The organism is Streptomyces sp. NPDC096046, assembly GCF_040303285.1.
Classification (GTDB): domain Bacteria; phylum Actinomycetota; class Actinomycetes; order Streptomycetales; family Streptomycetaceae; genus Streptomyces.
This window is the reverse complement of record NZ_JBEOSZ010000008.1, coordinates 1-21,595: the sequence shown is the minus strand read 5'-3', so window position 1 is coordinate 21,595 and position 21,595 is coordinate 1. Positions and strand designations below refer to the sequence as shown.

The 21,595-nt window shown below is 69.7% G+C and carries 14 protein-coding genes, 1 tRNA gene and 1 rRNA gene; 3 read left to right on the top strand and 13 right to left on the bottom strand.

The annotated features are described in order from the left end of the window. Positions 1–46 precede the first annotated feature (46 nt). Positions 47–877 carry an Fpg/Nei family DNA glycosylase gene (locus tag ABTX62_RS09545; protein ID WP_352115622.1) on the top strand — a complete coding sequence of 277 codons (831 nt, stop codon included), beginning with the start codon at positions 47–49 and terminating at the stop codon, positions 875–877. 32 nt (positions 878–909) lie between these two features. Next, positions 910–1,674: an SDR family NAD(P)-dependent oxidoreductase gene (locus ABTX62_RS09540; RefSeq protein WP_352115621.1), complete on the top strand. Its 765-nt coding sequence runs from the start codon at positions 910–912 to the stop codon at positions 1,672–1,674. A gap of 348 nt (positions 1,675–2,022) precedes the next feature. Here ABTX62_RS09540 and ABTX62_RS09535 read toward each other — a convergent pair whose 3' ends face one another. From ABTX62_RS09535 to ABTX62_RS09490, 10 genes are all read right to left on the bottom strand, one after another. After that, a complete protein-coding gene (locus ABTX62_RS09535; protein ID WP_502997927.1) occupies positions 2,023–2,304 on the bottom strand; it encodes a hypothetical protein in 282 nt (93 codons plus the stop codon). A gap of 187 nt (positions 2,305–2,491) precedes the next feature. Continuing rightward, a complete protein-coding gene (locus ABTX62_RS09530; protein WP_283972770.1) occupies positions 2,492–2,962 on the bottom strand; it encodes a Dps family protein in 471 nt (156 codons plus the stop codon). Between the two features lie 208 nt (positions 2,963–3,170). After that, on the bottom strand, positions 3,171–3,551 hold the full coding sequence (locus ABTX62_RS09525) for a helix-turn-helix domain-containing protein (RefSeq protein WP_003993396.1): 381 nt from the start codon (positions 3,549–3,551) through the stop codon (positions 3,171–3,173). A gap of 109 nt (positions 3,552–3,660) precedes the next feature. Next, positions 3,661–4,206, bottom strand: a complete 546-nt coding sequence (locus ABTX62_RS09520) for a CinA family protein (protein ID WP_352115620.1) — start codon at positions 4,204–4,206, stop codon at positions 3,661–3,663. Next, the gene (gene pgsA, locus ABTX62_RS09515; protein ID WP_352115619.1) at positions 4,203–5,108 is read right to left on the bottom strand and encodes a CDP-diacylglycerol--glycerol-3-phosphate 3-phosphatidyltransferase; all 906 of its coding nucleotides are present in this window, start codon (positions 5,106–5,108) and stop codon (positions 4,203–4,205) included. The genes ABTX62_RS09520 and pgsA overlap by 4 nt, the downstream gene beginning before the upstream one ends. Continuing rightward, complete coding sequence (gene rimO, locus ABTX62_RS09510; RefSeq protein WP_352115618.1) at positions 5,105–6,595, bottom strand: 30S ribosomal protein S12 methylthiotransferase RimO; 1,491 nt, start codon at positions 6,593–6,595, stop codon at positions 5,105–5,107. Before rimO ends, pgsA begins: the two co-directional genes overlap by 4 nt. Before the next feature lie 93 nt (positions 6,596–6,688). Next, positions 6,689–7,540 carry a helix-turn-helix domain-containing protein gene (locus tag ABTX62_RS09505; RefSeq protein ID WP_352115617.1) on the bottom strand — a complete coding sequence of 284 codons (852 nt, stop codon included), beginning with the start codon at positions 7,538–7,540 and terminating at the stop codon, positions 6,689–6,691. Positions 7,541–7,801: 261 nt separating this feature from the next. Continuing rightward, positions 7,802–10,540 (bottom strand): DNA translocase FtsK, encoded by a 2,739-nt coding sequence (locus ABTX62_RS09500; RefSeq protein WP_352115616.1) that lies wholly within the window; start codon positions 10,538–10,540, stop codon positions 7,802–7,804. 126 nt (positions 10,541–10,666) lie between these two features. Next, positions 10,667–11,347: a response regulator gene (locus ABTX62_RS09495; protein WP_352115615.1), complete on the bottom strand. Its 681-nt coding sequence runs from the start codon at positions 11,345–11,347 to the stop codon at positions 10,667–10,669. A gap of 307 nt (positions 11,348–11,654) precedes the next feature. After that, on the bottom strand, positions 11,655–17,117 hold the full coding sequence (locus tag ABTX62_RS09490) for a HAMP domain-containing protein (protein ID WP_352115614.1): 5,463 nt from the start codon (positions 17,115–17,117) through the stop codon (positions 11,655–11,657). Between the two features lie 378 nt (positions 17,118–17,495). On the opposite strand from ABTX62_RS09490, the gene ABTX62_RS09485 reads away from it, so the two are divergent. Continuing rightward, on the top strand, positions 17,496–20,246 hold the full coding sequence (locus ABTX62_RS09485) for a SpoIIE family protein phosphatase (RefSeq protein WP_352115613.1): 2,751 nt from the start codon (positions 17,496–17,498) through the stop codon (positions 20,244–20,246). A gap of 128 nt (positions 20,247–20,374) precedes the next feature. On the opposite strand, the gene ABTX62_RS09480 is transcribed toward ABTX62_RS09485, so the two are convergent. From ABTX62_RS09480 to rrf, 3 genes are all read right to left on the bottom strand, one after another. Then, positions 20,375–20,450 (bottom strand) — tRNA-Thr (locus ABTX62_RS09480). A 73-nt stretch (positions 20,451–20,523) separates the two neighbouring features. Then, positions 20,524–21,186, bottom strand: coding sequence for a DegT/DnrJ/EryC1/StrS family aminotransferase (locus tag ABTX62_RS09475; protein ID WP_352115767.1), 663 nt, complete (start codon positions 21,184–21,186; stop codon positions 20,524–20,526). Between the two features lie 114 nt (positions 21,187–21,300). Continuing rightward, positions 21,301–21,417, bottom strand: a 5S ribosomal RNA gene (gene rrf / locus ABTX62_RS09470). Positions 21,418–21,595 lie beyond the last annotated feature (178 nt).

The following is a 21,595-nucleotide window of genomic DNA, read 5'->3' as shown; positions in this document are numbered from 1 at the left end:
ACAGCCGCTCCGGCCGCTCACACGTCCGCCGTGCCACCCTTGACCCATGCCCGAAGGTGACACGGTCTGGCAGGCCGCGAGGCGGTTGCACGACGCCCTCGCGGGCAAGGTGCTGACCCGCAGCGACCTCAGGGTGCCCCGCTTCGCCACGGCCGACCTCACCGGCCGCGCGGTCCGGGACGTCACCCCGCGCGGCAAGCACCTCCTCACCCGCATCGAAGGCGGCCTGACGCTCCACTCCCACCTGCGGATGGACGGAACCTGGAAGGTGTACGGGAACGGCCAACGCTGGACCGGCGGCCCCGGCCATCAGATCCGCGCGATCCTCGGCACCACCGACCGCACGGCTGTGGGCTACCGCCTCCCCGTCCTGGAAATCCTGCGCACCACCGACGAACACCGCGTGGTCGGCCATCTGGGGCCCGACCTCCTGGGTCCCGACTGGGACCCCGACCGGGCCCTCGCCAACGTCCTCCAGGATCCCGCCCGGGAGCTCGGCGAGGCCCTGCTCGACCAGCGCAACCTCGCCGGTATCGGCAATGTCTACAAGAGCGAACTCTGCTTCCTGCTGGGCGTCACGCCTTGGCTCCCCGCGGGTGCCCTGCCCCCCGAGCGCGCCGCCAAGCTGCCGGGGCTCGCCAAGAAGCTGCTGGAGGCCAACCGCGACCGCCCGATCCGCAGCACGACGGGCCGCCGTGGCCAGGACCTCTTCGTCTACGGCCGGGCACCCCGCCCGTGCCTGCGATGCCGCACCTCGATCCGCGTCGCCGAGCAGGGCGACGGCGCCCGCGAGCGCCCCACCTACTGGTGCCCCACCTGTCAGCCGGGCCCCGCCCCGGCCGCTTCTCCCGGCCGGCGGCGCAGTCACATCAATTGACGATCCGTCAGAAACGCTCGTACGGTCCCCGTATGCCTGTCACGGCGTACGACCTCACCGGCCGCACCGCGTTCGTCACCGGCGCGGCGAGCGGCATCGGCCGCGCCTCGGCGCTCCTGCTGGCCGAGGCGGGCGCGACCGTGCACTGCGCGGACCGTGACACCGAGGGTCTGCGCGAGACCGCGATCCTGATCGAGGACAGGGGCGGCACAGCCCGTACCCACAGCCTCGACGTCACCGATCGGACCCTGCTGAGGCAGGCCCTCACCTCCTGCGAACGCCTGGACGCCCTGGCCGCGATCGCCGGGATCATGCACCGGAGCCCGGTGCTGGAAACCCGTGACGAGGATCTCGACCGGGTGCTGAACGTCAATTTCAAGGGGGTGCTGTACGCCTGCCAGGAGGCGGCCCGTCTGATGATCGCCCGCGGCACCCGGGGCAGCATCGTCACCATGGCCTCGGGCGCCGTCGACACGGGCGGACCCGGGCTGCTCTGCTACGGGGCGGCCAAGGCGGCGGTGGTCCAGCTGACGAAGACCCTGGCGACAGAGGTCGGCCGGTACGGCATCCGCGTCAACGCGGTCGCCCCGGGCTGGATCCGTACACCCATGACCGACCGCCACGACGTTGAGTCCCAGACGCACACCGAGTCCGCCATGGCCCGCATGTCCCCCCTGCGCCGGGTCGGTGAGCCCGAGGACATCGCCCACGCGGTCCTCCACCTGGTCTGCGACGCGTCAGCCTTCACGACGGGCCAGATCCTCCGCCCGAACGGAGGAGTGGCCATGCCGTGGTGACACGGGCCCGGCCCGTCTCCCCCCAGCGCCCGCCCGGCCCCCTACTGGCCGCCGCCCCCGATCTCCCCGGACTGGCACCCCCACAGCCCCCCATGCACCCAGGAACTCCGCCCCCACAGCCCCGCAGCACCCCCGCACGAGCGACCACATCACCGACCACACAACGCCCCACGGACCCAGGCACACCGCCGCACCCTGCACCCAGGCGCCCCGCCCCAGCCGTCACCCCGGTCCTAAGGGGTCCTTTCACTATGCCCCCGGGACAACCGCCCCCACAGCCGCAGCACCCCCGCACGAGCGACCACACCACGCCCCAAACACACAGTCACCCCAACAGTCCCCCAACGCTCACCCCCGCCGCTCCACCATCCCCCGGCTCACCGCCTTGCCCACCCCCCAGACCTTCCGCCAGCGTCCTGCCCCTACAACCCCCCGCGCCCTCCCCTTGGGCACGCAATGTACGGGCAGGACGCTCAGCCCCCATCCCCCGGCCGCGACCGCCGCCTCCAGCGCCCCCGCCTCGGGCGTGGCCAGCAGCCGCAGCACGGCCCACCACCACAGCGCCCCGAGCCCTAGCACGGCTCCGCGGACCCCCCAGTGCCGGCTCCCCCAGTGTGCTATGCCCGCCACGGCCGCCACCCCCAGCCCGACGCTATGGAGCGGCCCGGGACCGCGGACAGGGCGCACGACGGGCACACGGGCGCACGGTCCCTCCGGCTCGGGCCGCGCACACGCACACCGCCCAGGTCGCGCACTCCTGCGGGCCGAGCGGTGACCTCTCGCCCGCCCGGCCCGTCACTCGCTCCCGCGCTCTCCGTCACCCGTTCTCGGCCTGGAACATCCAGTGATGCTTCTCCAGGTCCGCCGTGATCCCGATGAAGATGTCCTGGCTTACGGGATCCGGCTCACCGGTCGTCTCGACCCTCTCCCGCATCCGCGTGATGACCGCACCGAGCGCCTCGACGAGCGCGCTCACGGCAGTCGTGTCATCGACCCACCCTTCGGGGGTCACCCCGATCCCGCTGCCGACGGCAACCGTCGCGGCCCGCCCGTCCGGTGAGATTCCGAGGGCCGCGGAACGCTCGGCGACGGTGTCGGAGTATTTCCGTGCGGTGTCGACGACCTCGTCGAGCTGGAGATGCACGGAACGGAAGCGCGGCCCCACCACGTTCCAGTGGATCTGCTTCGCCACCAGGGCGAGGTCCACCAGATCGACGAGGGCGCCTTGCAGCGCCTCGGACACGGTCTTCAGGTTCGCGTCCGACAACGGGCTCTTCACGACGTACATCCGCACCTCCGAGGACTGCCCCCGCCATCACCTCAACGATGACCGCCGCACGCCCCACCGGCAAACGCACACACACCGGACACGGCCCGCAGAAGCGGCACGAGACCCGTGGGCGGCCCCGAACAAGCGAAAACCCCGGGCGGCACCCCTCCGGATCTTCCGGAGAGGCCCGGCCGGGGCCTTGGTCATGCCGTGTGAGCGCAGAGCCTCACGCGGCGACGACGTCCACCGCTTCGGCAGGCGCCTTGATGGTCACCCGTTCCGGTGGCACACCGGTCACCGAGACGGAGCCCAGCATCGGGCGAACCGGCGTGGGAACAGGCTCGCTGGGGGTGGCCGCAGCAGACTGGGCCAGCTCGGCGAGGGCGAGCTCGTCGCTCACTTCCCGCATGAGCTCGGACATCCGTACGTCCAGCGCGTCGCAGATGGCGGAGAGCAGCTCGGAGGAAGCCTCCTTCTGCCCCCGCTCCACCTCGGAGAGATAGCCGAGTGAGACTCGGGCGGACGAGGAGACTTCGCGCAGAGTACGGCCCTGGCGCTGGCGCTGCCGACGCAGCACGTCACCCAGCAGGCGACGGAGCAGAATCATCGGTGGCTCCCTCCTCGGACCGCGTAGCCGCATCCATTACGCCCCACCGTACCGCCTTGCGCCGCGGCCGTGCGGGGAGCGATGTCGTGTTCACTCAGGGCTGCAAACATCAAAACCCCCCGTTCCGTTCCGTATCCTGTGCCCGCTCATTCCCAGTCTGTTCGCCCGCAAGCTCCTTCAGGAGCAGTGCGAGTACGCTCCGTACACTCTCTCTACGAATTTCCGCGCGGTCGCCGTTCAACCGCAGAGCCTCCACTTTTCCGCCGCCGGCAGAACCGGAATCGACTCCGTCCGGTCCGTCCACGGCGACGAAGACCGTGCCGACGGCCTGTCCGTCCTGCGGCTCGGGGCCCGCGACGCCGGTGGTCGCGACGCCCCAGTCGGCGCCGAGCGCCTTGCGTACGCCCGCTGCCATCAGGGCCGCGACCTGCGGATCCACCGCCCCACGCGCCGCGAGCAGGGTGGCGTCGACACCGAGCAGTTCATGCTTCAGATCGGTGGCGTAGGCGGTCACGGAGCCCCGGAAGACCTTGGACGCCCCGGGGACGGAGGTGAGGTCCGCCGCAACGAGGCCACCGGTCAGCGACTCCGCCACGGCGAGCGTCTCGCCCTTCACAGTGAGTAGTCGCACCACGTCGGTGGCCGTGGAACTCACGCTTCCTTCTCCTCCAACGCGGCCTTGCGCTCGGCGATTCCCTGCCTGCGCAGCACAATGGCCTGTTTCACATAGTCGAGGCCGGTCACCACGGTCAGCACGACGGCCGCGGCCATCACCCAGAACCTCAGCGTGGCCAGCCATCCCGTCAGTGCCAGCACGTACATGCCCACGGCCACGCCCTGGATGAGGGTCTTGAGCTTGCCGCCGCGGCTGGCGGGGATGACGCCGTACCGGATGACCAGGAAACGCAGCAGCGTGATGCCGAGTTCCCGGCCGAGGATGACACCGGTCACCCACCAGGGCAGATCGCCGAGCGCGGACAGACAGATCAGCGCCGCCCCCATGATGGCCTTGTCGGCGATGGGGTCGGCGATCTTCCCGAAGTCCGTGACCAGGTTGTACGTGCGTGCCAGATGACCGTCGAACAGGTCGGTGATCATGGCGACGGCGAAGGCCGCCCAGGCGAGGGACCGCCACGCCGGGTCGTAACCGCCGTCGGTGAGCATCAGCGCGACGAAGGCCGGAACGAGGACCAGCCGGAGCATGGTCAGGAGGTTGGCGATGTTCCAGACGCTGGCCTGGTTGACGGCCGCGGCGGCGATCTTCCCGCCCCGGGGGGTCTTCCCTTCCCCCTGGGCGTCGAAGTCGGCGTCTTCACCGGAAACCGCTTCATCGGCACCCGGCGCCGCCGCGGCAGCCTCGCCGTGACCCACGTCGGACGAGGCACCGGGCCCCGCACCGGGCGTCCCGCCATCGGCCGAGCGCGCGGCCGAATGCCCGGCCGCCGCCCCGGGGGTCACGGGGGCCACGGACGACGCGGAGGCCGCAGCGCCCGCTCCGGCCGCTGCCCTCCTCGCGCCGGAGGCGCCTCCCGCCGCGGATGCCGGGACACCGGTCATCTGCCCGCCTCCTCACTCCACGCAGGCGACGTGAACGAGCCCTGCAGCGGCTCGGCCACCAGGTCGACACCTTCCGTGCCGACCACCTTCGCCTCGACCATACGGCCGCTGCTCAGCCCCGCGCCGCTCGTGAGCAGCACCTGGCCGTCCGTCTCGGGCGCCTGGTGCTCCGCACGGCCGTACACGCCGTCCTCGCCGTCCTCGCCGTCGACGGACTCGACGAGGACCCGGACCGTCTGGCCGACGCGCTCCTCGGCACGCTGCGAGACGAGTTCCTCGGCCAGCCTCGAGATGTGGGCCAGCCGCTCGGCTACGACATCCTCGTCGAGCTTGTTGTCGTAGGTCGCCGCCTCGGTGCCCTCCTCGTCGGAGTAGCCGAAGACGCCGATGGCGTCCAGCCGGGCGCCGTTCAGGAATCGCTCCAGTTCGGCGAGGTCGCCCTCGCTCTCGCCGGGGAAGCCGACGATGAAGTTGGAGCGCACACCGGCCTCGGGGGCCTTGCCGCGGATGGTGTCGAGCAGCTCCAGGAACCGGTCGGTGTCGCCGAAGCGGCGCATCGCGCGCAGCACGCCGGGCGCGGAGTGCTGGAAGGACAGGTCGAAGTAGGGCGCGACCTTCGGGGTCGAGGTCAGCACGTCGATGAGGCCGGGCCGCATCTCGGCCGGCTGGAGGTAGCTGACGCGGATGCGCTCGATGCCGTCGACCTCGGCGAGCTCGGGGAGCAGCGACTCCAGCAGGCGGATGTCGCCCAGGTCCTTGCCGTAGGACGTGTTGTTCTCGGAGACCAGCATGATCTCCTTCACGCCCTGCTCGGCCAGCCAGCGGGTCTCGTTCAGCACGTCGCTGGGGCGGCGGGAGATGAAGGAGCCGCGGAAGGACGGGATGGCGCAGAAGGAGCAGCGCCGGTCGCAACCGGAGGCGAGCTTCACAGAGGCGACCGGGGAACCGTCCAGGCGGCGGCGCAGGGGAGCGCGCGGGCCGGAGGCCGGGGCGAGGCCCTCAGGAAGGTCGGCCGGGGCGTGCCCGGGCAGCGCGACGTCGGAGGCCGACTCCTGGCGTTCCGCCGGGCTGATCGGCAGCAGCTTGCGCCGGTCGCGCGGGGTGTGCGAGGCGTGGATGCCGCCGTTGAGGATGGTCTGGAGGCGGTCCGAGATGTCCGAGTAGTCGTCGAAGCCGAGCACGCCGTCGGCCTCGGGGAGGGCCTCGGCGAGTTCCTTGCCGTACCGCTCGGCCATGCAGCCCACCGCCACGACGGCCTGGGTTCTGCCGTGCCCCTTGAGGTCGTTGGCCTCCAGGAGGGCGTCGACGGAGTCCTTCTTGGCGGCCTCGACGAAGCCGCAGGTGTTCACGACGGCGACGTCCGCTTGCTCGGCGTCCTCCACGAGCTGCCAGCCGTCCGCCTCCAAACGGCCTGCGAGCTCCTCCGAGTCCACCTCGTTACGGGCGCAGCCAAGGGTGACGAGTGCGACGGTACGGCGTTCAGGCATGGGCTCAAGACTACTTCGTCCCGCTGACGCCCTACGTCGACGGGGTTGGCCGCTTCCCGGCCAACCCCGCATCAACTGGACTTTTCGGGCCGGTCACCCGGCCGCGGGGTCGCCCTTTGTGTAGGTCAGGCGTTCGACGGACCCTCGCTGGAAGTTCTCCTCGATCTTCTTGCCGTTGACGAAGAGGTCGATCGCGCCGGCGTCTCCGAGGACGAGCTGGACCATCGAGCTGTCCTGGAAGGTCTTGGTGTCGCCCTTCTTGAGAACGCCGTCGAAGATCATCCGGCCGTTGTGGTCCTTGGCGGCGATCCAGCTGCGGTCGTCGGCGGCGACCACCCGGACCGTCACCTTGTCCCGCGGCGCGGCCGCGATGGCGCTGTCGGACGGCTCGGGCTTGGGGTCGGCGGGCTTCTTGGTCTTGGTGGTCGGGGAGGCGGAGTCGCCGGGCGCCGAGCCCTCGGCCACGTTCGCCTCGTTGTTGCCGCTGTCGTCGCCGCCCTGGAACATCGTGAACCCGACAAAACCGATGACGGCGACGATCGCGGCGACCATGGCCGCGGTCCAGTTGGGGCCCCGCCGCTCCGGACGAATGCGTTCCGCTTCGAAGAGGGGAGCTGCCGGAGTCGGTGCCGGACGCCCGCCGTGCTCGTCGCCGTACTGGTCGAGCAGCGGTTCGGGATCGAGGTGGACGGCTTTGGCCAGGGCCCTGATGTGCCCACGGGCGTAGACGTCTCCACCGCAGGGGGTGAAGTCGTCCGCCTCGATCGCGTGCACGATGTTCATGCGGACCCGGGTGGCGCTACTGACGTCGTCGACGGTCAGTCCGGCGGCGATACGAGCCTGCTGCAGGACACGGCCGATGGAGGGGCGGGCTTCCTCGCGGTCTGCTTCGACGCGCTCGTCTTCGAACGGACGCTCGTCTTCAGGGGAGTTGCCGATGGACACGGGGGCGCCTTTCGAGCGTGTAGCCGCCTGTGCTGGAGGTTCAGTCTAGGGGGGGTGCAAAAGGGTGGGGCAACCGGGCGGTGGCACTTTGTACGCCATCGGAATGGCCCGACATTCCGATGGTGGGCTCGCTGCTTGTCGCTTCCCTCAACTTGACGTACGCCGAAGGGAAACGGTTGCTCAATGATCCCCTACGGGTGGGTCACGATCAGGACACCCAATTGCCGTAACCTCGCGACGCGACCACCGTGTCCCGTTTCCCTACCCTTCAGACTCCCCCCGGATCAGGGCGAGCACTCCATCCAGCTCGTCAGGCTTCACAAGAACGTCACGAGCCTTCGAACCCTCGCTCGGTCCGACGATGTTCCGGGACTCCATGAGGTCCATCAGCCGGCCGGCCTTGGCGAAGCCGACGCGCAGCTTGCGCTGGAGCATGGACGTCGACCCGAACTGCGTGGAGACGACCAGCTCGGCCGCCTGGCACAGCAGGTCGAGGTCGTCGCCGATGTCCTCGTCGATCTCCTTCTTCTGTTTGGTGCCCACGACGACGTCGTCCCGGAAGACGGGCGTCATCTGGTCCTTGCAGTGCCGCACGACGCCCGCGATCTCCTCCTCGGTGACGAAGGCGCCCTGCATGCGGGTGGGCTTGTTGGCCCCCATGGGCAGGAACAGCCCGTCGCCCTTGCCGATGAGCTTCTCGGCGCCCGGCTGGTCGAGGATGACCCGCGAGTCGGCCAGCGAGGAGGTGGCGAAGGCCAGCCGCGAGGGCACGTTCGCCTTGATGAGACCCGTGACGACGTCGACCGACGGGCGCTGCGTGGCGAGCACCAGGTGGATGCCGGCCGCGCGGGCGAGCTGCGTGATGCGCACGATGGCGTCCTCGACGTCCCGCGGTGCGACCATCATCAGGTCGGCGAGCTCGTCGACGATGACCAGCAGGTACGGGTAGGGCTGGAGCTCGCGCTCACTGCCCTCGGGCGGCTTGACCTTGCCCTCGCGCACGGCCTTGTTGAAGTCGTCGATGTGCCGGTAGCCGTAGGCGGCCAGGTCGTCGTAGCGCAGGTCCATCTCGCGCACGACCCACTGGAGGGCCTCGGCGGCCCGCTTGGGGTTGGTGATGATCGGCGTGATCAGGTGCGGGATGCCCTCGTACGCGGTCAGCTCGACCCGCTTGGGGTCGACGAGGATCATCCGGACGTCCTCGGGGGTCGCCCGCATCATGACCGAGGTGATCAGGCAGTTGATGCAGGACGACTTGCCGGAGCCGGTGGCGCCGGCGACCAGCATGTGCGGCATCTTCGCCAGCGAGTGCATGACGTAGCCGCCCTCGACGTCCTTGCCGAAGGCCACCAGCATCGGGTCGTCGTCCTCCGCGGACTCCGCCAGACGGAGTACGTCGCCGAGGTTGACCATCTCCCGGTCGGTGTTCGGGATCTCGATGCCCACCGCGGACTTGCCGGGAATCGGGCTGATGATCCGCACATCCGGGGAGGCGACGGCGTAGGCGATGTTCTTCGCCAGCGCGGTGATCCGCTCGACCTTCACGGCGGGGCCGAGCTCGACCTCGTAGCGCGTGACCGTCGGCCCGCGGGTGAAGCCGGTGACCCGGGCGTCGACCTTGAACTCGGTGAAGACCGTGGTCAGCGCGGCCACTATGGCGTCGTTGGCGGCGCTGCGGGCCTTGCCCGGACCGCCGCGCTCCAGCAGGTCGAGCGACGGCAGGGCGTAGGTGATGTCGCCGGACAGCTGGAGCTGCTCCGCGCGCGGGGGCAGATCGCGGGGCTCGGCCGGCGGCGCCTTGGTCAGGTCGCGGACGCCGGCCTTCGGCTTCTGCGGTTCGGGCTCGGACTGCCGCGGCTCGTCCTGCCGGGGGCGGGCGGCCGGGACGGGGGTCGGCGTGGTCGCCTCCTGGTCCCCCGCCCGTACGCCCTGGGTGAGGTCGGCGACGACCGGTGAGGGCGGCATGCCGTGCAGCACGGCGCCGTCGAGCGCAGCGGCGGCCGCCGCTGCGATGTCCACGGCGTCCCTGGGCCGGTCCATGTCGGGCTGCGGCACGGCGGAGCGCCGGGGGCGGCCCCGGCGCCGGGTGAGCGCCTCCTGCTCGGCACTGTCCGGGTCGTACGCCGCGGGTGCCTGCGCCCGCCGGCCGCGCGGGCGCGCGGGCAGCGCCTCGCGCCACTGCTCCTCATAGCGCTCGTCGTCCTCGGCGAAGACGAACTCGTCCTCGGCCGGGTCGCGGACGATCCCGAGACGCACCCCGAGCAGCCGCAGGCGCTGCGGAATGGCGTTGACCGGGGTGGCGGTGACGACCAGCAGCCCGAAGACGGTCAACAGCACCAGCAGCGGCACCGCGAGCACGTCGCCCATGGCGTACGACAGCGGCGTCGCCATGGCCCAGCCGATGAGGCCGCCGGCGTCCCTTATGGCCTGCATGCCGTCGCCGCGCGCGGGTGAGCCGCACGCGATGTGGACCTGTCCGAGCACGCCGATGACGAGCGCGGACAGGCCGATGACGATGCGCCCGTTGGCCTCGGGCTTCTCCGGGTGGCGGATGAACCGCACGGCGATGACGGCGAGGAGTATCGGCACGAGCAGGTCGAGGCGGCCGAAGGCACCGGTGACGAGGATCTCCACCAGGTCGCCCACGGGGCCCCTGAGGTCGGCCCAGGTGCCCGCGGCGACGATGAGCGCGATACCGAGCAGCAGCAGGGCGACACCGTCCTTGCGATGGGCCGGGTCGAGGTTCTTGGCGCCCTGCCCTATGCCGCGGAACACGGCGCCGACAGCGTGCGCCACGCCGAGCCAGACGGCGCGCACCAGCCGGTAGATGCCGCCCGTGGGGCTGGGTGCCGGTCGGGGCGCGACCTTCTTGGCCGCGGCCTTCCTGGCGGGCGCCTTCTTCGCGGGAGCCTTCTTGGCAGCGGCCTTCTTCGCCGGAGCCTTCGCGGCCGCCTTCTTCGCGGGCGGCGGCTTCTTGGCTGCGGAGGGACGTGAGGCCATGGGTGTGAGGTTACCGGGGGAGACGACAGGGGACACGCGTGTCCACGGCTTCACCCGTTCGTGTCGCTTCGGAAGAGGCACGAAACTGACGCGCGGTCACGGGGAACAATCCCGTCCGCGCGCGCGTCAGTTCTGCGAGGACATCGGGGAAGCGCTTCCGGTGCCCGGCTCCAGGGCGTCCAGCGCCCGCCGCAACCCCGTGAGCTTGCGCTCCAGATGAGCCGCCGTGGCCACCGCGGCGGCGTCCGTCGACTCGTCGTTGAGCTGCTTGGTCAGTGCTTCGGCCTGCTCCTCGACGGCGGCCAGCCGCGCGGAGAGCTCCGCGAGCAGCCCGGCCGACTCCTTGGCCTCGCCGCCCGTGTCCTTGCCGTTGCCCTCCAACTGCAGTCGCAGCAGGGACGCCTGCTCCCGCAGCTGACAGTTCTTCATGTACAGCTCGACGAAGACGGAGACCTTCGCGCGCAGCACCCACGGGTCGAACGGCTTGGAGATGTAGTCCACCGCACCCGCCGCGTAACCCCGGAAGGTGTGGTGTGGGCCGTGGTTGATCGCCGTGAGGAAGATGATCGGGATGTCCCGGGTCCGCTCGCGGCGCTTGATGTGCGCCGCCGTCTCGAAGCCGTCCATGCCCGGCATCTGGACGTCCAGCAGGATGACCGCGAAGTCGTCCGTGAGCAGCGCTTTGAGCGCTTCCTCCCCGGACGATGCCCGCACCAGCGTCTGATCGAGCGCGGAGAGGATCGCCTCCAGCGCCAGCAGATTCTCCGGCCGGTCATCGACCAGGAGGATCTTGGCCTTCTGCACCATGGCCCGCCCTCCTCGCCCCGGCGTGGGGCCTCCCCTGTCCGCAGGACCTGTGGAAGCACCGGTGGGTGCCGCCCCAGGGGACGACTCCCTTGCGCCGCCCGTCCTTGTGCCGGTCATCGTAGCCGCACCCCGCCCGTCACCACACCCTGTCACCGTGATGTCACTGTGCACGTAGCAGAAACGCGGCGCGAGACCAGAGGGTTCCCCAGATCTTGTGCTTCTACACGACTATGCGCACACCGGGTCCGCAACTCCGCGTGAACACGGAACCTTCCCGTCATGGTCGCGCAACAGCCCGACGTCCCCCTCATTCCCCTCGCATCCACTGATCCATCACCGCCAGCAGGTGATCGGGGTCGACCGGCTTCGTCACGTAGTCGGAAGCGCCCGACTCGATCGCCTTCTCCCGGTCGCCCTTCATCGCCTTCGCGGTCAGCGCGATGATCGGCAGCCCGGCGAACTGCGGCATCCTGCGGATCGCCGTGGTCGTCGCGTACCCGTCCATCTCCGGCATCATGATGTCCATCAGCACGACCGCCACGTCCTCGTGCTGCTCCAGGACCTCGATGCCCTCACGCCCGTTCTCCGCGTACAGCACGGACAGGCCGTGCTGCTCCAGGACACTGGTCAGGGCGAAGACGTTGCGGATGTCGTCATCGACGATCAGGACCTTCTGGCCACCGAACCGGATGCCGCGGTTCGGCTTCGGCGCCGGGCTCTCCTGCTCGGGCGGCGTCCACTGCTCCAGCTGCGCGGGGCGCGGCGGCAGCTCCGGCATCCTGCGGCGCCGCCGGAACAAGGCGGCCGGCCCGTTCTGCGTCTCCCGGTACGAGGTCACCTCGGCCGGCCTCTCGGCCTCCGCGTCCGACCGCTCGGACGACGCCACCAGGTCACCGGCCTCCAGGGCGGGCAGCTGCTGCTGGTAGCCCTGCGGCGGCAGTTCGCTGGGGTGCAGCGGCAGATACAGCGTGAACGTCGAGCCACGTCCGGGCTCGCTCTGCGCGTGAATCTCACCACCGAGCAACTGCGCGATCTCCCGCGAGATGGACAACCCCAGGCCCGTACCGCCGTACTTGCGGCTGGTGGTGCCGTCGGCCTGCTTGAACGCCTCGAAGATCACCCGCATCTTGCTGGACGCGATGCCGATCCCGGTGTCGGTCACAGAGAACGCGATCAGCTCGGCCTCCGGATCGGTCAGCGACCCGGTCTCCAGCAGTTGCTCCCGGATCTTCTGGGGGACGTCGTCCCGCGCCGGCCTGATGACCAGCTCCACCGACCCGGAGTCGGTGAACTTCACGGCGTTCGACAACAGATTGCGCAGCACCTGCAGCAACCGCTGCTCGTCGGTGTGCAGCGTCGCGGGCAGCTCCGGCGAGACCCGCACCGACAGGTCCAGGCCCTTCTCCGCGGTCAGCGGCCGGAAGGTCGCCTCCACGTAGTCCACGAGCTGGACCAGCGCGATCCGCGTCGGGGAGACGTCCATCTTGCCCGCCTCGACCTTCGACAGGTCGAGGATGTCGTTGATGAGCTGGAGCAGGTCCGAACCGGCCCCGTGGATCGTCTCGGCGAACTCGACCTGCTTCGGCGAGAGGTTCCCCTCGGCGTTGTCGGCGAGCAGCTTGGCCAGGATCAGCAGCGAGTTGAGCGGCGTACGCAGCTCGTGCGACATGTTCGCCAGGAACTCGCTCTTGTAGCGCATCGACACCGCGAGCTGCTCGGCGCGCTCCTCCAGGACCTGCCGCGCCTCCTCGATCTCGGTGTTCTTCACCTCGATGTCGCGGTTCTGCCGGGCCAGCAGCTCGGCCTTCTCCTCCAGTTCCGCGTTGGACGCCTGAAGCGCCTTCTGCCGCTGCTCCAACTCGGCCGAGCGCTCCCGCAGTTGCTCGGTCAGCTCCTGCGACTGCGCCAGCAGCAGCTCGGTCTTGGTGTTGACGGAGATGGTGTTGACGCTCGTCGCGATCATCTCGGCGATCTGGTTCAGGAAGTCCTTCTGGATCTGCGTGAACGGCGTGAAGGACGCCAGCTCGATCACGCCGAGCACCTTCCCCTCGAACAGCACCGGCAGCACGATCACCTGCGCGGGCGGCGCCTCACCGAGCCCCGAGGAGATCTTCAGATAGCCGCTGGGCGCGTTCTCCACCAGGATGGTGCGCTTCTCCGTGGCGGCCGTCCCGATCAGCGCCTCACCGGGCTCGAACGACGTCGGCATCGAACCCATCGAGTAGCCGTAACTGCCGAGCATGCGCAGCTCGTACTGGTCGTCGTCCGCGGCGTTCACGTCGTCACCGTCGACGAGCGGCATGGCCAGGAAGAAAGCGCCGTGCTGCGCGGAGACGACCGGCGTCAGCTCGCTCATGATCAGCGAGGCCACGTCCTCCAGGTCCCGGCGGCCCTGCATCAGCGCCGAGATCCTCGCCAGATTGCCCTTGAGCCAGTCCTGCTCCTTGTTGGCGATCGTGGTGTCGCGCAGGTTGGCGATCATCTTGTTGATGTAGTCCTGGAGCTCCTGGATCTCCCCGGACGCGTCCACGTCGATCTTCAGGTTCAGATCGCCGCGGGTCACCGCGGTCGCCACGCGCGCGATGGCACGCACCTGCCGGGTCAGGTTCCCGGCCATCTCGTTCACCGACTCGGTCAGGTCACGCCAGGTGCCGTCCACGTCACGCACGCGTGCCTGGCCGCCGAGCTGCCCTTCCGTGCCCACCTCACGGGCGACCCGGGTGACCTCCTCCGCGAAGGACGACAGCTGGTCGACCATCGTGTTGATGGTCGTCTTCAGCTCCAGGATCTCGCCGCGCGCGTCGATGTCGATCTTCTTCGTCAGGTCACCCTTGGCGATGGCCGTGGTCACCATGGCGATGTTGCGCACCTGACCGGTCAGGTTCGACGCCATCTGGTTCACCGACTCGGTGAGGTCCTTCCACGTACCGGCCACACCCGGCACGTGCGCCTGCCCGCCGAGAATGCCGTCCGTGCCCACCTCACGGGCCACCTTGGTGACCTGCTCGGCGAACGAACTCAGCGTCTTCACCATCGTGTTGATGGTGTCGGCGAGCTGCGCGACCTCACCGCGCGCCTCGATGGTGACCTGCCGCGTCAGGTCACCGTTGGCGACCGCCGCCGAGACCTGGGAGATGTTCCGCACCTGAGTGGTGAGGTTCTTCGCCATCAGGTTGACGTTGTCGCTCAGGTCCTTCCAGATGCCCGTGACACCCGGCACGTGCGCCTGGCCGCCCAGGATGCCCTCGGTGCCCACCTCACGGGCCACCCGGGTCACCTGCTCGGCGAAGGAGGACAGCTGGTCCACCATCGTGTTGACGGTCGTGACCAGTTCGAGGATCTCGCCCTTGGCGTCCACGGTGATCTTCTTCGACAGATCACCCCGGGCCACCGCCGTCGTGACCTCGGCGATGTTGCGCACCTGGATGGTCAGGTTGTTCGCCATGCCGTTCACGGACTGGGTGAGGTCCTTCCAGGTGCCGGAGACGCCCTGCACCTCGGCCTGGCCGCCGAGGATGCCCTCCGTACCCACCTCACGGGCCACACGCGTGACCTCTTCGGCGAACGACGACAGCTGGTCCACCATCGTGTTCAGCGTGTTCTTCAGCTCCAGGATCTCCCCGCGCGCGTCCACGGTGATCTTCTGGGACAGGTCACCCCGGGCCACGGCGGTGGCCACCTGGGCGATGTTGCGCACCTGGCCGGTCAGGTTGGACGCCATGCCGTTGACGGAGTCCGTCAGGTCACGCCACACGCCGGCCACGCCCGGCACCTGCGCCTGACCGCCCAGCCGGCCGTCCGTGCCCACCTCGCGCGCGACCCGGGTCACCTGGTCGGCGAAGGCCGAGAGCTGGTCGACCATCGTGTTGATGGTGTTCTTCAGCTCCAGGATCTCGCCGCGCGCGTCCACGTCGATCTTCTGCGACAGGTCGCCCCGGGCCACCGCCGTCGTGACCTGCGCGATGTTGCGTACCTGGGAAGTGAGGTTCCCGGCCATCGAGTTGACGGAGTCGGTGAGCTCCTTCCAGGTGCCCGACACGCCGTCGACACGCGCCTGACCGCCGAGGCGGCCCTCCGTGCCCACGTCCCGGGCCATCCGCGTCACCTGGTCGGCGAAGCTCGACAGCTGGTCCACCATCGTGTTCACGGTGTTCTTCAGCTTGAGCATCTCGCCGGAGACATCGACGGTGACCTTCTGCGAGAGGTCGCCGTTGGCCACCGCCGTCGTCACCTGGGCGATGTTCCTCACCTGACCGGTGAGGTTGCGGAACGCCGTATTGACGGAGTCCGTCAGGTCCTTCCACGTCCCCGCCGCACCCGGCACCTGCGCCTGGCCGCCCAGCTCGCCCTCGACACCGATCTCCCGCGCCACACGCGTCACTTCGGCACCGAACGCGGACAGTTGATCCACCATCGTGTTGACGGTGTTCTTCAGCTCCAGCATCTCGCCGGCCACGTCGACCGTGACCTTCTGCGACAGATCGCCGTTGGCCACCGCCGTCGTGACCGCGGCGATGTCCCTCACCTGAGTGGTCAGGTTACGGAAGACCGTGTTCACCGAATCGGTGAGGTCCTTCCACGTCCCCGCCGCACCCGGCACATTCGCCTGACCGCCCAGCCGCCCCTCGGCACCGACCTCGTTGGCCACCCGCGTGACCTCGTCCGCGAAGATCCGCAGCGTCTCGGTCATCTGGTTGATCGTGTCCGCGAGCTGCGCGACCTCACCCCGCGCCGGCACGGTCACCTTGCGCGACAGATCACCGTTGGCGACCGCGGTCGTCACCTCCGCGATCCCGCGCACCTGGGCCGTGAGGTTCCCGGCCATGGTGTTCACCGAATCGGTGAGTTCCTTCCACACCCCGTCGACCCCGGGCACCTGCGCCTGACCGCCCAGCGCACCCTCGGTGCCCACCTCACGGGCCACCCGGGTCACCTCGGACGAGAACGCCGAGAGCTGGTCCACCATCGTGTTGACGGTGTTCTTCAGCTCCAGCATCTCGCCGGCCACCTGCACCGTGACCTTGCGCGACAGATCACCCTTGGCGACCGCCGTCGTCACCAGCGCGATGTCCCTCACCTGGGCCGTCAGCCGGTACGCCATCGTGTTGACGGAGTCCGTCAGGTCCCGCCAGGAACCCGACATGCCCCGCACGCGGGCCTGACCGCCCAGCTTGCCCTCGGTGCCCACCTCGCTGGCCACTCGCGTGACCTCGTCGGTGAACGTCGACAGCTGGTCGACCAGGTTGTTGACGGTCCGCCCGACCTTCAGGAACTCGCCGCGCAGCGGCTGGCTGTTCCCGTCCGGCACCTGCGTCCGCAGCTCCATCCGCGGCGACAGATCACCCTCCGCCACCGCGGACAGCACCCGGCCGACCTCGGACACCGGCCGCACCAGGTCGTCCACCAGGGCGTTCGAGTTGTCGATCGCCGTCGCCCAGGAGCCCTCGCAGGCACCCGTCTCCAGCCGCTCGGTGAGCTTGCCCTCGCGGCCCACCATCCGCCGCACCCGCGACAGCTCACCCGTCAGATGCAGATTGCGGTCGGCCACCTCGTTGAACACCGCCGCGATCTCGGCCATCACGCCGTCCCCGGACACCGTGAGCCGCTTGCGGAAGTTCCCGTCCCGCATCGACACCAGGGCCGCCATCAGGCGGTTCAGGGACGCTGTGTCCACCTCGGTCGTACCGCTGCGCACCCTGCCCTGATTGATCGGGGACTGTCCGCCTTTCGCGCGCGCCTTCTTGCCACGCGTCGCTGCGCCAGACTCCACTGTGTCCCTCCCGCAGGGGTCGACCGTCACTGCTGTGTTCCGGTACCACGCTCGGCGTACCGGTTACTACTGCGTATTCTCCGCCCTGCATACCAGCCCGTTTCCAGGGGGCTGCTGCCCACGGGCGGCATCGGGCACACAGCCTGCCCTGACCTTCACCACAAGCTTGCCCAGTGTTTCACCCCGGCCGAACCAGGCCATAACAGTTCGGCAGCTTCGCACACCGTCCGCACACCCTCCGGATGGAAACACTGCAGACCGGCATCCGCATGGACCGCGAAGGTAAGTAACCTTGCATCCGGCTGTCCAGCCGCGCCGGTCCGTCCGGCCTGGGCGGTGGCACGAAGACGAGCGGGCATCGGAGGGGCGGCCGCACACATGACCACCGGACTGATCCCGGGGGGACAGCCCCCGGACCCCCGGCCGACGGGCAGCCTGCCGCAACAGCGGCGCGAGCCGGTCGGCCCCGCAGCCCAGCACGTCGAGAACCGGTCGAGGAGTTCTGTGATCACCGCGCGCGCGGCCGCCAGTTTCGAGCCCGTCGGGCGATCTGTCGCGAGCGCCCGCTCCTTCGTTCGCGACACCCTCCAGGGCTGGGGCTTCGCCGACATCGTCGACGACGCCGTCGTTCTCACCAGCGAACTCGTCACCAACGCCGTGGTCCACGCCGGCACCTCGGCCGACGTGCTCTGCCTGCGCAGCGACGACGGCGCACGCATCGAGGTGGCCGACCACTACCCCGAACGCGAGATCCCCCTCCAGGGAGCGGCCGTCAACATGGGCAGCCCGGACCGCGAGGGCGGCCGCGGCCTGCAGCTGTGCGCGGCCCTCGCCGGCCGCTGGGGCGTCGAATACACCCCCACCCACAAGACCGTCTGGTTCCAGCTGGATCTTCCCGCACGCGCGGTGGGCACCCGCACGGCCGGCCCGGCCCTCCCCGTCGACCTCCTCCCCCTCGCCGACGGCCGGGTCCGGGTGGCCGTCATCCAGATCGACCGCACCGGCGCCATCACCGCCTGGAACGAGGACGCCGAGGAACTCTTCGGCTATCCGGCCGAGCAGGTCACCGGCAAGCCCCTGACCGACCTCGCCGCCTGGCCGCATACCCCGGGCACCAGCACCGGCATCGTGGAAGCCCTCCGCCTGTCCCGCTGGGAAGGCAGCTACGGCATCCGCGCGGCCACCGGCCGCGTCACCCCGGTGTACGCCTCCCACCTGCGCGTCCGCGACACCGGCGGCGAACCGTCAACCGTGTGCCTCCTGGTACGGGACCACGAACGGGCAGTTCTGCAGACTCCCCAGCGGGTGCCCGCCGACAGCACGACCGGCTCCGAGGGCCAGAGCACCGATCCCTTCGAGGTCTTCATCGGCTCGCCCGCCCCGGACGACCTCGACGGCCTCCTCCAGCGCACGGTGGAACGCGCCCGCGACATGCTCGACGGCGACTCCGCGTTCCTCCTTCTCGCCACCGACGACGAGACGGAACTGGAGGTCCGCGCCTCGACCGGCCTCCCCTCCGCCCGCCAGCGCTTCGCCCGGGTCCCTGTGGAAGCCGGCCCCGGCCGCTACGGCTCGGCCCGGATGCCCGCCGTCCACGACGACCTGGCCGCCGTCCCCGGCGCCGTGCCACTGCTGAACGGCACGGGCATGCGCTCGGTCGTCACGGTCCCGCTGAAGGTCGAGGGCCGCCTTACCGGCTCCCTCGGCGTCGCCGCCGAAGCCCCCGCCAGATACACCAACGAAGAGGCCCTGCGCCTCCAGTTCGCCGCCGACCGCATCGCCCTCGCCGTCGAATCGGCCCGCCTGGGCGAACTGGAACGCCTGCGCCGCGGCTCCCTCAGCTTCCTCGTCGAGGCCTCCGACCTGCTGGCCGGCACCCTGGACCGCGACCAGACCCTGGCCCTGATGGCCCAGATGACGGTCCCGACACTCGCCACCTGGTGCGCCGTCTACACCATCGCCGACCAGGCCTCCGAGCCCTACCTCTCCTACGTCCTGCACGAGGACGAGGAACTCATCGACGGCATCAAGTACCTGCTGTCGAAGGTTCCCCCACCCGACCCGGTCCCCACCCCCGGCGCCCGCGTCTGGACGGCCCCCGCCGCGATGGCCCATCAGGCGGCCCTGCGCAGTTCCATGCGCAGCCTCGGCCTCAGCGGTGGGCCGAACCGCCAGGTCACCCCCGGCATCGGCCCGACCCTCGCCACCGCCTCGGCCGTCGGCGGCGAGACCGTGGTCCTCCCGCTGGTCGCCCGCAACCGCGTCATCGGCATGCTCACCCTGGGCAAGCCGACCGACGAGCACTTCCGCCAGGAGATCCTGGAACTCGCCGAGGACCTCTCCCGCCGGGCCGCCCTGGCCCTGGACAACGCCCGCCTCTACTCGGAGCGCACGGCGATCAGCCAGTCCCTGCAGCGCAGCCTCCTGCCCCCGGAGCTGCCGCTGATCGACGGCGTCGAGGTGGAGGTCATCTACCGCGCGGCCGGCGAGGGCAACGAGGTCGGCGGAGACTTCTACGACCTCTTCCCCATCCGCGACGGCGCCTACGGCTTCGCCATCGGCGACGTGTGCGGCACAGGCCCGAACGCGGCGGCCGTCACCGGCCTGGCCCGCCACGCCCTGCGCCTCCTGGCCCGCGAGGGCCTCAGCGGCCCGATGGTCCTGGAGCGTCTCAACTCCGCGATCCTCGACGAAGGCGCCCGCAGCCGCTTCCTCACCCTCCTGTACGGGGAGATGCGTCCGCAGGAGGACGGCAGCGCGGAGTTGAAGGTGGTCTGCGCCGGCCACCCGCTCCCGCTGCGCCTGCGCCAGGACGGCACGGTCGAACCGGCCGCGGAACCCCAGCCGCTGCTCGGCGTCATCGAGGACCTGGAGCTCTACGAGCAGACCGTCACCCTCGACCCGGGCGATGTCCTCCTGTGCGTCACGGACGGCGTCACCGAACGCCGAGAGGGCGCCCGCATGCTGGGCGACGACGGCCTGGCCGACGTCCTCACGACCTGCACGGGCCTGACGGCCGGCGCGGTCGCGGCTCGCATCATGCGCGCGGTGGAACGCTTCGCGTCGGACGCGCCTTCGGACGACATGGCGATCCTGGCGATGCGTGTCCCGGGCCTCCACCAGGACTAGTCCTATCGTTCGGATCAGGTTGCAGGGAATGGGCGGGGCTTCTCCATCCCGCGGCTGTGGCCTGATCCGGACGCGGGGCCCCAACGGAACGCGAAAGGCCCCACCCGTGGGAGTGAGGCCTTTTCTGGTGGAGCCCCCAAACGGAATCGAACCGTTGACCTTCTCCTTACCATGGAGACGCTCTACCGACTGAGCTATAGGGGCCAGTTGCCTGTGAGGTCTCCCCCGCGGCAACGGAATAGATCATACCCTGAACAGGCCCGTGCTCCCAACCGCGTCAGAAGGCCGGCTGGAGAAGCCCTCCGAGGGCATTACAGGCGGACGCGATCCGCTGCATGTCCCGCTTCGTCAGTGACGCGTCCACGGGCAGCGCGAGCGTCTCGTCGGAGGCCCGCTCGGTCTCCGGAAGGGAAACACACCGGCGGAATTCGGGCAGCCGGTGCACGGGCGTCTTCACCGGCACCCGGCAGGCAATTCCCTTGGCGCGCAAGGCCCGTGCGAAGGCGTCCCGGTCCGGCCGTCCGTTGCCCGGAATCCGCACGACGTACTGCTGATAGGTGTGCCCGTCACCGTCGTCGGGGGTCCGCACACCCCGCAACTTGGCATCGAGACAGGCCGCCCGCTCCCTGCGCTGGGCTATCTCGTCGTACGGCGCCTCGGACTCCCCTTGTTCCAGCACCAACAGTCCATGTCGCTGACCCACGGCGTGCAGCCGCGCGATGTCGGCGAGCCGACCGAAGCGGTGGACGGCCACCACGGCGGCGGTGCGCGAGGTGACGACCGCTTCCACGGAGGTGGCGTCGAGGCAGTAGGTGGCGGGGTCGATGTCGGCGAACACCGGGAGCGCCCCGGCCATGGTCACGGCCTCGGCCACTTCGACGTTCCCGAAGGCCGGCACGACGACCTCGTCACCGAGTCCGACGCCGGCGGCCCTGAGCAGTGCAGCAGTACCCATGCTGTGCATGCTGGTAGCGCAACGTGAACTTCAAGTGACGGGCAACAAAAAAGGGTTGGACCCGAAACCGAAGTTCCAGGTCCAACCCTTTCAATGATTGTTCGGCGGCGTCCTACTCTCCCACAGGGTCCCCCCTGCAGTACCATCGGCGCTGTAAGGCTTAGCTTCCGGGTTCGGAATGTAACCGGGCGTTTCCCCTACGCTATAACCACCGAAACCCTAATGGTTTCGAGCGAACAAGCACACTCTTCAATTGTGTGTTCAGCTCAAAGCCGACAACTGTTCGTTGCCTCAGAACTAACACAGTGGACGCGAGCAACTGAGGACAAGCCCTCGGCCTATTAGTACCGGTCAACTCCACACGTTACCGTGCTTCCATATCCGGCCTATCAAC